This window comes from Polynucleobacter sp. HIN11 (genome assembly GCF_030297675.1).
GTDB lineage: Bacteria > Pseudomonadota > Gammaproteobacteria > Burkholderiales > Burkholderiaceae > Polynucleobacter.
In genome coordinates this window covers 774,963-787,535 of record NZ_AP028142.1, presented here as the reverse complement: position 1 = coordinate 787,535, position 12,573 = coordinate 774,963, and the positions used below count along the sequence as shown (strand labels likewise).

Sequence of the window (12,573 nt, the reverse complement as noted above, 5' to 3'; positions counted from 1 at the left end):
CTTGATTGCTAGGGCTTCGGATTGAACCAAATCAAGCTAGCAAAGCGTCCCGTGGGGGTTTCACGGCGATAGGAGTAAAAACGTTCAGGATCACTGAAGGTACATAAATCGCCGCCATAGACAGCACCAATACCCAAGGCTTGCAGGCGGGATTTGGCAATTCGTGGCAGATCGGCCCAATACTTCTCATGGCTTGAGGTCTGATTAGGAATAAAACATGCATCGTCGAGTAGATAATCAAATTGCACTGCTGACTCCATAAACGCAGCACGCACTTCACCGCCCACTTCGTAATGTGCCACCGAGATGCTCGGACCAATCCATGCGAGCACATCGGATGCGGTGCTTGAGGACTCTTTGAGAAGTTTGGCTACCGTATTTTCCAGAACACCGGCACATAACCCACGCCAACCCGCATGTGCAGCAGCGACAGCCGTTCCCAATCGATTGGTAAAGAGCACTGGCATGCAGTCAGCGGCCAAGATGCTCAACACGGTTTGCGGAGTCGTCGTCACACTCGCGTCCGCCTCAATGATGCAATCGCCGATGCCCTCGTGAATGCCTTTTGCTAAGACCACATCGGTACCATGCACTTGCTTAATCCAAAATGGTGCTTGCGGTAATAAGGCGTTTAGCAAGGCCCGATTTTGTTGCACAATTTTTAGATCCTCGCCAGCAAATGCCCCTAGATTGAATTGATCGTATGGTGCTTGACTAAAGCCACCTTGCCGGGTGGTTGTAAAGGCATGCACATTAGTAGGTGCCGGCCAATCGGGTCTCAGAATACGAAGCGGGCTCATGAGGAAGAATCATCAAATGGTTTGGGAAGATCTGCGGCATCCATGTGCACTTGCGCATGCAGTTCTAAGAGATCATTTGGAATGGGAGCAAACCATCGCATCGGTTCGTGTGTGCTTGGATGGACAAACTCCAACGCAAACGCATGGAGGGCTTGGCGCTTTAAGAACAATTGACTCGCAGCCGCTGGGATTCGTTTGCGATATACCGGGTCGCCTAATAATGGATAAGACAAAGACTCAAGATGAACGCGAATTTGATGGGTTCGACCGGTCTCCAAGCGACACTCCAACAATGAGACCTTACTCTGTTGGTAGGCGCCCAGCGCTAAGCGTTTGTAATGGGTGCGTGCGGCTTTGGCATTGGCTACTCTAGAATCGGCAGGCACCACGGCAATCTTGAGTCGATCGCGTGGGTCACGTGCCAAGGCAGCGTTAATTGTGCCGTGTAATGGAGTATCGCCCCACACCCAGGCCAGATAGCGCCGCTCCACTAAATGATCTTGCAATAGTCGTACTAAGGCAGTTTGGGCCAATGCCGTTCGAGCCACCACAAAGAGACCAGAGGTGTCTTTATCGAGTCGATGCACAATCCCAGCACGAGGTAACTGAGCGAGCTCCGGGTAATGAAACAGTAGACCATTGAGTACCGTTCCAGTCCAATTGCCAGCCGCGGGATGCATTACCATCCCAGCCGCTTTATTAAAGACCAAGAGATGATCATCTTCATAGATGCAATTGAGTGGAATATCTTCTGGCTCAAATGCATGTTGCTCCGGCATCTCTTGTGGAAAGACACGAATCGCCTCACCGCCTCGCAAAATCTGGCGAGATTTAACGACCTTGCCGTCAACTAGGACCGCTCCTTGATTGGCCCATGCCTGTATCCGATTGCGGGAGTAGTCGGTTAAAAAATGGGCTAAGACTTTATCTAAACGCTCTCCCGCCCATGCATCCGGGATCTCAAGCGCAATGAAATCCTCATCATCGATATAATCAGAGGGATTCGGATCAGGAGTTTGCGGCAATGCCACGCTGGAAGGACCTTATTGTGTTATCAATTCCCCCTATGGGGCACCATCGTGCTAGTTTAAGGCTTGTTGTTCTCGCTTCGCTAGTTTCTTCTGTAATGCTTCTCACTTCATGCGCGAATACCAGCACCGATGAAACCTTGGGCTGGTCCGAGGCGAAGCTGTACACCGAGGCGCGCGACAAGATGAATGAGAATGATTTTGATAAGTGCGGTCAGTACTTTGAGAAACTGGAGGCGCGCTTCCCCTTTGGTCCCTACTCCCAGCAAGCTCAGATTAATTCCGCGTATTGCTTTTGGAAAGCCCAGGAGCCTGCCCAAGCAATGGTCCAAATCGATCGCTTCATTAAGTTGCACCAAGGTAGCCCCAATTTAGATTACGCGTATTACCTCAAGGGTCTGATCACCTTCAATGACGATTTAGGATTTTTAGGAAAGTTCACGGGACAAGATCTGAGTGAACGTGATCCCAAGGCAGCCAAAGAGGCCTTTGAATCCTTCAAGGTCGTGGTGGAACGCTTCCCCAACAGTAAATACGCCCCCGACTCACTTGATCGCATGCGCTACATCGTCAACTCTTTAGCAGAGGCTGATGTGATTGTGGCACGCTACTATTACGATCGAGGCGCATACTTAGCTGCTGCCAACCGTGCGCAGCTCGTGATTCGGGATTACGATCGTGCGCCAGCGGTTGAGGAAGCACTCTTCATTTTGGTTCAGTCCTATCAAGCCTTGGGGATGTATGACTTAAGCTCTGATGCCATGCGGGTCTTTAAGCTCAATTTCCCTGATAGTCAGATCTTTAAAACGGGCAAGCGCGTTCAGAAAGAGCGCAAGTGGTGGCAGTTCTGGATCACTAAATAATTTCGAGCGGTACCCGAGGCGCAATCGCGCATACCAGTTCGTAGCCAATCGTTTGGGCGTGTGTTGCCACATCATCGACATGCAAGTTTTTACCCCACAACTCTACTTTGGTGCCGACGGTTGCCCAGGGCGCATGGGTGAGATCAATGGTTAGCATATCCATCGAGACCTGGCCCGCAATCGGGCAAAGCCGTGATTGGCTTGGATCATCCGCATAAACCCAGACGGGGGCGCCGTCTTTTGCATGACGGGGATAACCATCCGCATAGCCACAAGCAACCACACCAATTCGCATCCGCCCAGTTGCTCGGAATCGTGATCCATAACCCACTGCGTCGCCCGGCTCTAGATCTTGAATCGCAATGATGGAACTTGATAGGGTCATCACCGCTTGCAAATTGGCATGGGCAATATCCGCAAACTGACCCGATGGAGAAATCCCATGCAACATAATCCCGGGACGGACCCAATCACCTAAGGCGTTACGATGCCATAAGACCGCTGCCGAGTTAGCCAGCGAGGTCTCACCCGCTAATCCATCGATCGTCTTGGTAAAGCACTCCATTTGAGCACCGACTGAGGGCTCGCGATCAACGTAGTCGGCATTTGCAAAGTGAGTCATATGGTTCATGCGGTGCCCGGCGGCATGAAGCCGATGGTAGGCTAATCGATACGCTTCTGGTCGAAATCCAAGACGATTCATTCCAGAGTTGAGTTTGAGAAAGATGGTGACGGGATGGGCTTGCTTTTCAAGCCAAGTCACTTGATTGGGGTTGTGGACCACCACATCGCAGTCCAGCTCAATCACCGAAGGAATATCACCCTCTTGGAAAAGACCCTCTAACAGCAAAATGCGCTTGGTCCAGCCCTGCGACCGCAACCAGCGGGCATCATCGAGATCTAAGACCGCAAATCCATCGGTCTGCGAAAGTCCTGCCAACGCCGCCCTTAGGCTATGGCCATAGGCGCGGGCTTTAACCACAGACCATATGCGAGAATTACCCGCGAGTTCTCTGACCCGCCTTAAATTGTGGCCTAATGCAGCAGTGTCAATCGTTGCCAGAATCGGGCGTTCCAGAAATCTCCCCTTTCATGCTCTAATCTAGTAAATGAAGCAATTGTACGAATGAAACCAGGTTTTTACACCATTATGGCGGCGCAATTTTTTTCGTCGCTCGCCGATAACGCCCTGCTAATTGCGGCCATTGCCCTCTTAGCCCAACTCGCTGCCCCGGCGTGGATGACCCCGCTTCTCAAACTGTTCTTTGTGCTCTCCTATGTATTATTGGCTGCCTTTGTTGCAGCCTTTGCTGATTCCAGGCCCAAAGGTCAGGTGATGTTCATTACCAATACGATCAAAATTATTGGTTGTGCCGCGATGCTTTTTGGCGCTCACCCGTTAGCTTCATATGCGATTGTGGGTCTTGGAGCAGCTGCGTATTCACCAGCAAAATATGGCATTTTGACCGAGCTGCTCCCCCCTGAAAAACTCGTGGCCGCCAATGGCTGGATCGAGGGTTTGACCGTGGGCTCGATTATTGCGGGCACCGTCTTGGGTGGTGTGTTGATTAGCACCAAAGTTTCAGCTTCCCTCATGAGTTTTGATTTGCCTTTGTTTAACACAGGTGTTGATAGCCCTGCTGAATCCGCGATCTCGATCATTATGTTTATTTACCTGATCGCCGCACTCTTTAACTTAAAGATTCCGGATACGGGAGCACGCTACCCAGAGCAGCGCTTAGATCCTATTCAGTTGACCAAAGATTTTTTTGTCGGTTTTCATATTTTATGGCGCGATCGCTTGGGCCAAATCTCCCTGGCAGTTACCACTCTTTTCTGGGGTGCGGGTGCAACCCTACAGTTCATCGTGCTGAAGTGGGCTGAGACCGCACTGAATATGAACCTCTCGCAAGGGGCTATTTTGCAAGCAGTTTCTGCCATTGGTGTCGCCGGGGGTGCGGTTTGGGCAGCCTCACGTATTCCATTAAAGTCCGCTTTAAATGTCTTGCCGTATGGCGTCGTAATGGGCCTGCTGGTATGCATCATGGCCATCTACCATATTGAATACATCCCATCAATCGTGCTCTTTAAGATTGGCGCCTTGGAAGTCAACTTTAATCTTCTACCTGCTTATATCCTTCTGATCACCGTTGGCTGGTTAGCAGGTTACTTCGTTGTTCCAATGAATGCCCTCTTACAGCACCGTGGTCACGTCCTACTTTCTGCAGGTCACTCTATTGCTGTTCAGAACTTCAATGAGAACCTCTCGGTTCTAATGATGCTCATGCTCTATGCCCTGCTGATTTGGTTAGACGTTCCAGTACCCATCGTGATTACCGGCTTTGGTTTAGGCGTTGCCCTCACCATGTGGTTGGTGATTAAGAAGCATCAAGCCAACCAAGCCGAGTATGACTCGCTGCATCTGATTGGCGAAGCCAAGCACTAATTAGAGAGATTGCAATACAGAGCGGGCTAGCAATAGATCTTGCCACAAGAGCGCTTTGTCCTTCGGTCGGCTGAGGCAGTGCGCCAGATCAACGCTGGCGATCAAGGGAATGTCTTGACCAGCAATCTCTAGGACCACATCCCGCAAGTGCGCGAGTGGCTCTTGCTCTCCACTTAAGGTCTGTGCTGCGTGCTCACCGAAGGCAAATGCCACACATGGCAAATGCGTATTCGGTGCTTGCGTATCGGTCGGTGAACGCCATTCCCATTCTTTGGGTAAGAGCCCGAGGGCCAAAATGATGTTCTGGAATAAGCGTTCTTGATCACCACCGGGCGCTTGACCATAAAACAGCCAATACACCTTAGGCTCCAAATTGGAGATGGCCTGATGAGGCTCAGCATTCGGAGACATACTGGGTGGAGAGTCTTGCGCAGCAGAACGCAAAGACCACTCGGTAATGCCCATTTCTTTTAAGTAACGTGAGCGATCGTCAATGTTCATAGGGTTTTGCAGGGCAATCGATGGCTTTGGTCATCACAATCGCGTCTTCACGCGTACTAGAAGAAGATTCTACTGGGTAATAGGCTTTGCGCCGCGCTAACTCTTCATATCCTGCCTTCTCATAGAGTGCGATTGCAGCACGATTACTGGGACGAACCTCAAGCAAAATCCGCGGGATTGATAAATTAGATGCGATCATTTGGATAGCACTCATGAGTCGCAGGCCTATGCCCTGTTTGCGCAGATCCGTATCCACCGTAATATTGAGAAGATGGAGATCATCGACTGCGGGTAGCAAGATGCAATAGGCCCAAATGCGCTTGTCAGGATCGCCTACCTCGCGCAGGCAATATGCCCAATGGCCCGCTTCGATCGAATCGCTAAAGTTTTTGCGCGACCATGGGTGCTGATGCGAAATTGCTTCAATTGCCATGACCGCATCCAGATCGGATTCGGTCATCAGCTCCAGAACCAGCTCAGCCAAGCAAATGACCGGTTGGGGTGCGGCTTGCTGCATCGTGACGTTCTTGGGTAGTGAGAGCCACTTTATTACGAATATAGAGGGGCTCAAGATTCTCAACCAAAATCGTTTGGTCCGCTTGATAACGTACTTGCGCGAGATCCAAGATGCTAAGTGCATTGGGCACTAGCTGCGAATCAATCTGTCGACCTACAAAATGATCCTTGAAATCATCGGCATACTCAGCAAGGGCATTACCGGCAATTAAATCTTGATGGTTATCCTCAATATACTCTGGGGCAGTTAGTTGTATTGGATGAATCGGTTTAGGCTGTGAGGCTTCTATTTGATAGCGAGTCCAATACACTTCACCCATACGGGCATCCAGAGCAATGGTGAATGTCGTGTTTTGAGGCATTTGATGGTGTTGCGCAAACTGCGATGCCATCGCATCAAGACTGGTCACCGGAATTACTGGCAATTGCGAGCCAACCGATAATCCCTGGGCAACTGCAACCGAGAGACGTACTCCAGTAAATGCTCCAGGACCCACACCTACCGCCAGGGCATCCAGATCGGAGAAACGTGCGCCACACTGCTGTAGTAGCTCGCTGCACCATGGCAAGAGATGCTGACTCGCTTTTGATCCAAGTAGCTCATGCCGATACAGAATCGGTTTGTCATCAAAACATAAGGCCACCGAACACCACGAGGTCGAAGTGTCGATGGCCAAGATGCGCATGCTAGATGTCCTGAGTTTAAAACTCTTCGTACAGCGGCAAGGTTAAGAACTCCACAAAATCATCATTGGCAACCAAGTCCTCAAAGATCTTAGCGGCACGATCAAACTGTCCAACAGCACCGGAGTCTTTGACCTTCGTGAGCTCTTCACCAATCAGTTGACGCACTAGCTCAAGGGTGACTTTACGACCGTCGTCGAGAACTCCTTTGGGCGACCGAATCCATTGCCATACTTGTGAGCGGCTGATCTCAGCAGTAGCGGCATCTTCCATCAGGTTATGGATGGGCACACAACCGTTACCAGCAAGCCAAGCACCCATGTAATGGATACCGACGTTAATGTTATAACGCAGCCCTGCTTCGGTGATTGGTCCCTCTGGAGCAAAGTTGAGTAAATCCGCAGCGGTGACCTGAACGTCCTCGCGTTGACGATCAAATTGATTGGGTTTGTCACCCAATACGGCTTTGAACTCATTCATGCACAACTCAACCAAACCTGGATGGGCAACCCAACTACCATCGTAGCCATCGGTAGCTTCACGACGCTTATCCGTTGATACAGCTGCGAGCGCAATCGCATTCTTCTCAGGATCATTCTTAATGGGAATGAAAGCGCTCATTCCACCCATTGCTGGGGCGCCGCGCTTATGGCAGGTCTTTAAAAGAAAGAGTGCATAGGCGCGCATAAAGGGTGAGGTCATGGTCACCTTCACACGATCAGCCAAGCAGAAGTTTTTATCGAGCTTAAATTTCTTAATCGCAGAGAAGATGTAATCCCAACGACCAGCATTTAATCCCGAACTATGGTCACGCAACTCATAGAGGATCTCATCCATCTCAAAGGTGGCATTGATGGTCTCAACCAACACCGTTGCTTTGATGCTGCCGTGCTTCATGCCCAGCTCTTTCTCGGCCATAGTAAAGATGTCATTCCATAAGCGAGCCTCTAGATGGCTCTCAATCTTTGGCAAATAGAAAAATGGGCCTAAGCCTCTCGCTTCGAGATACTTACCACTATTAAAGGTGAAGATGGCGAAGTCAAAAATACCGCCTGAGACACGCTGACCATCAACCAAGACATGTTTCTCATCGAGATGCCAACCGCGGGGACGAACAATTAAGGTCGCGGTTTTTTCATTGAGCTTGTATTCCTTACCAAAGAGATTGAGCTCAATATCACGGCGTACGGCTTTCTTTAAATTGACATGCCCTTGCACAATGTTTTCCCAATAGGGGCTATTGGAATCCTCAAAATCGGCCATATACGAATCTGCACCAGAGTTCAGCGCATTAATCACCATCTTGGCATCGACTGGACCAGTAAGCTCCACGCGGCGAGTTTCCAGTGCTTTGGGTACTGGAGCAATTTTCCAATCACCCTCACGAATGGATTTAGTTTCTGGCAAGAAATCAAGCTTTTGACCGGCGTCTAATTTTTTGGCTAGTTCAACCCGTTTTTTGAGGAGTTCCTGACGGCGTGGTTCAAAGGCGCGATGCAATTTAGCAACGAACTCTAGGGCTTCGGGGGAAACAACGCTTGCAAAATCCGGATTGAGTTTGGCTTTAAGCTCAATGCCACTGGATTCGATGGTTGGGGCGCCAGACATGAATACTCCTAATCGGTTTTAAGGATTAAATGACAAATTGATGACTATTATGCCTGAATTGTTGCACTGCACACAAATTGGGGTTTATGCCAATGCGGCAATTACATCGGGTGGCGCCTGAACAAGTTCAATTAAAACCCCTTCGCCCGAGAACATGAACTCCTCGTTCGCTTTGGGATGAACAAAAATGATGTCGTGACCTGCTGCCCCCTTCCGAATCCCGCCGGGGGCAAATCGCAGACCCTGTTGCGTCAACCACTCCACCGCCTTGGGCAAATCATCAACCCACAGACCAATGTGATTGAGTGGGGTTTGATGCACAGCTGGCTTTTTATCGATATCGAATGGTTGCATCAAATCAATTTCAACCTCGTGCGGGCCACGACCGATGGCACAAATATCCTCATCGACGTTCTCGCGCTCGGATACGAAGGCATCTTTGTATTTCAAGCCAAGAAGATCAACCCACAGCGCTTTAAGCTTTTGCTTATCGGTACCACCGATGGCAATTTGCTGAACTCCCAGAATTTTGAATGGTCGACTCATGGTGATCACTTCGCAAACTGAATAATGATTTGATCGACTGCAAGACTCGATCCCTCAGTGGCACATATATCGTCCACCACCCCATCTTGCGAAGCGAATAAAGTGTTCTCCATTTTCATGGCCTCAATCACAACCAATTTCTGACCGGCAGTAACCTTATCACCCTTGGCTACATGCAATTTGGTTAATAGTCCAGGCATCGGCGACAGTAGTAACTTCGATGTGTCAGGAGGCGCCTTATATGGCATACGGCGTTGCAACTCTGCCCCAAATGGACTTAAGACCACGCAGTCAAAATGCACGCCGTCTTGCATGAATACACAACCCAAGCCTGGGCGCTCCACTTGCGCACATGCCGTCGGTCCATCATTTAAACGATAGATCAAACGAATCGAACCGGGTTGCCAATCACTCTCCAAGAAATAATCCGTCATCGTGTTCTTGCCTTGATTGGCTTTGACGGATATTTGGTAACCGTGATCACGTTGCTCAATCTTGGTGTCGTAGGATGTATCACCATGCATCACCACAAACTCTTGGGTAATCTTCATTTCGTGGCCTAAGAGCTGCCCTTCAAGTAATTTGGCACGCTCCATATAACGACGGTGCACAAAGCTTGCTAAAGCTGGTAAGCGATTCAGGTCACTGGGCTCAACCGATCCTTTTAAAAATCCCTTGGGGAACTCCTCAGCAATAAATCCAGTATTGAACTGGCCCGAGAGAAATCGTGGGTGTTGTAGCAAAGCAGATTGGAACTGAATGTTCGAATGAATCCCCCGAATTACAAACTCGTTGAGCGCCCCGCGCATTTTGCTCATTGCCTCCTCGCGGTTGGCACCATGCGTAATGAGTTTTGCAATCATTGAGTCGTAATACATCGGGATCTCGCCACCCTCATATACACCCGTATCAACTCGTACACCATCTTTGGATGCAGGAGGCTGATACTTCACCAAGCGTCCGGTCGAGGGCAAGAAGTTTCGTAGAGGATCTTCGGCATTAATGCGGCACTCCATCGCCCAGCCATTGCGCGGAATTTGGTTTTGGGTAAATGCCAACTTCTCACCAGCAGCCACCCGGATCATTTGCTCGACAAGATCAAGCCCAGTAATGCATTCGGTGACTGGATGCTCAACCTGCAAGCGTGTGTTCATTTCTAAGAAGTAGAAGGACTTATCTTTACCAACCACAAACTCTACAGTACCTGCTGATTGGTAGTTAACGGCCTTGGCGAGCGCTACCGCTTGTTCGCCCATGGCTTTGCGAGTCGCGTCATCCAAGAATGGCGATGGCGCCTCTTCAATCACTTTTTGATGACGCCGCTGGATCGAGCACTCACGCTCCCACAAATACACCACATTGCCGTGCGCATCGCCCAATACTTGGATCTCAATATGCCGCGGTTCTTCTACAAACTTCTCAATGAAGACGCGGTCGTCACCAAAACTATTAAGTGCTTCATTCTTACAAGCCACAAAGCCTTCGGCCGTTTCTTGGTCGTTATACGCAACACGCAATCCCTTACCCCCACCACCAGCAGAGGCCTTGATCATCACTGGGTAGCCAATTCCCTGCGCAATTTTTACCGCAGCCTGAGGATCATCAATAGCGGCGTTATGGCCGGGGATGGTGTTAACCTTTGCCTCTAAAGCAAGTTTCTTAGACGCAATCTTGTCGCCCATTGCAGCAATCGATTGATATTTGGGGCCAATGAAGATAATGCCCTCTTCCTCAACGCGCTTAGCAAACTCTTCGTTCTCGGACAAAAAGCCATAACCCGGATGAACCGCTTGCGCACCCGTTTCTTTACACGCCGCAATAATGCGATCCATTTGCAAGTAGGACTCGCGCGATGGTGGCGGTCCAATGCAAACGGCCTCATCGGCAATCCGAACATGACGCGCCTCGGCATCCGCTTCGGAGTAGACCGCAACCGTTTGGATTCCCAAGCGTTTCGCAGTTAGCATCACTCGGCAAGCAATTTCACCGCGGTTCGCAATTAAGATTTTCTTAAACATAGTGATTCGTCAGTCGATTAAATTAAAGAGGGATGTTGCCGTGTTTACGGGGAGGATTTTGCAAATCTTTGTCTTGCAACATCGCGAGTGATCGTGCAATCCGCTTGCGTGATTCGTGGGGCATGATGACATCATCAATGTAGCCACGCCGTCCTGCGACAAAGGGGTTTGCAAACTTCGCTTTGTACTCTGCTTCACGCTCGGCAATCTTTTGCGAATCATTTTTCTCTTCGCGGAAGATAATTTCAACAGCGCCCTTAGGCCCCATCACCGCAATCTCTGCCGAGGGCCAAGCAAAGTTCACATCGCCTCGCAAATGTTTTGATGCCATCACATCGTAGGCGCCGCCGTAGGCTTTGCGTGTAATCAAAGTGACTTTGGGAACAGTGCAATCGGCATAGGCATAGAGTAATTTAGCGCCGTGTTTAATGATGCCGCCGTACTCTTGAGCGGTACCTGGCATAAAACCTGGCACGTCGACTAAGGTCACGACCGGGATATTAAAAGCATCACAAAAGCGCACAAACCGAGCGGCTTTAATCGATGATTTGATATCGAGACACCCTGCAAGCACCAAAGGTTGATTAGCAACGATACCGGCAGTCTGGCCGCCAATGCGTGCAAAGCCAATAATGATGTTCTTGGCATAGTCGGGCTGCAACTCAAAGAAATCTTCATCATCCACAATCTTATGAATCAGCTCTTTCATGTCATACGGCTGATTGGGGTTGAGAGGCACCAATGTATCGAGCGAGTAATCGGGCTCATCCGACCAGACAAGACCGCCCAGAAAAGGGGCTTTTTCTTTATTTGAGAGCGGTAGATAACTGTAGAAACGGCGTAGCATCATGATCGCCTCAACATCGTTATTAAATGCCAAGTCACAGACTCCCGATACAGTGGAATGCGTGTTCGCACCACCCAAATCTTCTGCGGTGACATCTTCGTGGGTCACGGTTTTCACTACCTCGGGTCCAGTGACGAACATGTAAGAGGTGTCTTTCACCATGAAGATGAAATCCGTTAAAGCAGGTGAGTACACTGCACCACCGGCACAGGGACCCATAATCAAAGAGATTTGCGGGATCACACCCGAAGCAGATACATTCCGTTGGAAGATCTCTGCATAACCACCAAGCGAGGCAACCCCTTCCTGAATGCGTGCACCACCAGAGTCATTGAGTCCAATTACGGGTGCACCCACTTTCATGGCCTGATCCATGATCTTGCAGATTTTCTCAGCATGGGCTTCCGATAAAGATCCCCCCAGAACTGTGAAATCTTGCGAGAACACAAACACCAAGCGCCCATTAATCATTCCATAACCGGTGACAACGCCATCGCTAGGTACGGTTTGATCGGCCATCCCAAAATCCGTGCAGCGATGCTCCACAAACATATCCCACTCTTCAAAGGAGTCTTCGTCGAGCAGTAACTCGATCCGCTCGCGTGCAGTAAGTTTGCCCTTGGCGTGCTGAGCAGCAATGCGCTTTTGACCGCCACCAAGACGTGCTAACTCGCGCTTGGATTCCAATTGAGAAATAATGTCTTGCATAAAAACTC

The 12,573-nt window shown here is 49.8% G+C and carries 12 protein-coding genes; 2 read left to right on the top strand and 10 right to left on the bottom strand.

Annotated features, from left to right (window positions below; all coding sequences use genetic code 11):
- Positions 1-8: 8 nt before the first annotated feature.
- Entirely contained in the window at positions 9-800 is a 792-nt protein-coding gene (pgeF, locus tag QUE60_RS04200) for a peptidoglycan editing factor PgeF (protein WP_286227384.1), read from the bottom strand.
- Positions 797-1,831, bottom strand: a complete 1,035-nt coding sequence (locus tag QUE60_RS04195) for an RluA family pseudouridine synthase (protein WP_286224631.1) — start codon at positions 1,829-1,831, stop codon at positions 797-799. The genes pgeF and QUE60_RS04195 overlap by 4 nt, the downstream gene beginning before the upstream one ends.
- Before the next feature lie 35 nt (positions 1,832-1,866).
- On the opposite strand from QUE60_RS04195, the gene QUE60_RS04190 reads away from it, so the two are divergent.
- A complete protein-coding gene (locus QUE60_RS04190; RefSeq protein ID WP_286227383.1) occupies positions 1,867-2,691 on the top strand; it encodes an outer membrane protein assembly factor BamD in 825 nt (274 codons plus the stop codon).
- Here the strand turns inward: QUE60_RS04190 and alr are convergent.
- On the bottom strand, positions 2,684-3,769 hold the full coding sequence (gene alr / locus QUE60_RS04185; RefSeq protein ID WP_286224727.1) for an alanine racemase: 1,086 nt from the start codon (positions 3,767-3,769) through the stop codon (positions 2,684-2,686). The genes QUE60_RS04190 and alr overlap by 8 nt on opposite strands.
- A gap of 48 nt (positions 3,770-3,817) precedes the next feature.
- Here alr and lplT point away from each other — a divergent pair, with 48 nt between their 5' ends.
- The gene (gene lplT, locus QUE60_RS04180) at positions 3,818-5,137 is read left to right on the top strand and encodes a lysophospholipid transporter LplT (RefSeq protein WP_286224630.1); all 1,320 of its coding nucleotides are present in this window, start codon (positions 3,818-3,820) and stop codon (positions 5,135-5,137) included.
- Here the strand turns inward: lplT and QUE60_RS04175 are convergent, their stop codons facing one another.
- The 7 genes from QUE60_RS04175 to QUE60_RS04145 form a co-directional block, all read right to left on the bottom strand.
- Positions 5,138-5,638, bottom strand: coding sequence for a DNA polymerase III subunit psi (locus QUE60_RS04175; RefSeq protein ID WP_286227382.1), 501 nt, complete (start codon positions 5,636-5,638; stop codon positions 5,138-5,140).
- Positions 5,628-6,155 carry a ribosomal protein S18-alanine N-acetyltransferase gene (rimI, locus tag QUE60_RS04170; protein WP_286227381.1) on the bottom strand — a complete coding sequence of 176 codons (528 nt, stop codon included), beginning with the start codon at positions 6,153-6,155 and terminating at the stop codon, positions 5,628-5,630. The genes QUE60_RS04175 and rimI overlap by 11 nt, the downstream gene beginning before the upstream one ends.
- Positions 6,115-6,840, bottom strand: a complete 726-nt coding sequence (gene tsaB, locus QUE60_RS04165) for a tRNA (adenosine(37)-N6)-threonylcarbamoyltransferase complex dimerization subunit type 1 TsaB (RefSeq protein WP_286227380.1) — start codon at positions 6,838-6,840, stop codon at positions 6,115-6,117. Before tsaB ends, rimI begins: the two co-directional genes overlap by 41 nt.
- 16 nt (positions 6,841-6,856) lie before the next feature.
- The gene (gene aceB / locus QUE60_RS04160; RefSeq protein WP_286227379.1) at positions 6,857-8,446 is read right to left on the bottom strand and encodes a malate synthase A; all 1,590 of its coding nucleotides are present in this window, start codon (positions 8,444-8,446) and stop codon (positions 6,857-6,859) included.
- Positions 8,447-8,530: 84 nt separating this feature from the next.
- Complete coding sequence (locus QUE60_RS04155) at positions 8,531-8,992, bottom strand: VOC family protein (RefSeq protein ID WP_286227378.1); 462 nt, start codon at positions 8,990-8,992, stop codon at positions 8,531-8,533.
- Positions 8,993-8,997: 5 nt separating this feature from the next.
- The gene (accC, locus tag QUE60_RS04150) at positions 8,998-11,010 is read right to left on the bottom strand and encodes an acetyl-CoA carboxylase biotin carboxylase subunit (RefSeq protein WP_286227377.1); all 2,013 of its coding nucleotides are present in this window, start codon (positions 11,008-11,010) and stop codon (positions 8,998-9,000) included.
- 22 nt (positions 11,011-11,032) lie between these two features.
- Entirely contained in the window at positions 11,033-12,565 is a 1,533-nt protein-coding gene (locus QUE60_RS04145) for an acyl-CoA carboxylase subunit beta (RefSeq protein WP_108508348.1), read from the bottom strand.
- Positions 12,566-12,573 lie beyond the last annotated feature (8 nt).

What these genes read in the sequence shown, in the direction of transcription:
- pgeF (WP_286227384.1), bottom strand. Translation starts at nt 800, where the DNA reads ATGAGCCCGCTTCGTATTCTGAGACCCGATTGGCCGGCACCTACTAAT.
- QUE60_RS04190 (WP_286227383.1), top strand. Translation starts at nt 1,867, where the DNA reads ATGGGGCACCATCGTGCTAGTTTAAGGCTTGTTGTTCTCGCTTCGCTA.
- lplT (WP_286224630.1), top strand. Translation starts at nt 3,818, where the DNA reads ATGAAACCAGGTTTTTACACCATTATGGCGGCGCAATTTTTTTCGTCG.
- QUE60_RS04175 (WP_286227382.1), bottom strand. Translation starts at nt 5,638, where the DNA reads ATGAACATTGACGATCGCTCACGTTACTTAAAAGAAATGGGCATTACC.
- rimI (WP_286227381.1), bottom strand. Translation starts at nt 6,155, where the DNA reads ATGCAGCAAGCCGCACCCCAACCGGTCATTTGCTTGGCTGAGCTGGTT.
- tsaB (WP_286227380.1), bottom strand. Translation starts at nt 6,840, where the DNA reads ATGCGCATCTTGGCCATCGACACTTCGACCTCGTGGTGTTCGGTGGCC.
- aceB (WP_286227379.1), bottom strand. Translation starts at nt 8,446, where the DNA reads ATGTCTGGCGCCCCAACCATCGAATCCAGTGGCATTGAGCTTAAAGCC.
- QUE60_RS04155 (WP_286227378.1), bottom strand. Translation starts at nt 8,992, where the DNA reads ATGAGTCGACCATTCAAAATTCTGGGAGTTCAGCAAATTGCCATCGGT.
- accC (WP_286227377.1), bottom strand. Translation starts at nt 11,010, where the DNA reads ATGTTTAAGAAAATCTTAATTGCGAACCGCGGTGAAATTGCTTGCCGA.
- QUE60_RS04145 (WP_108508348.1), bottom strand. Translation starts at nt 12,565, where the DNA reads ATGCAAGACATTATTTCTCAATTGGAATCCAAGCGCGAGTTAGCACGT.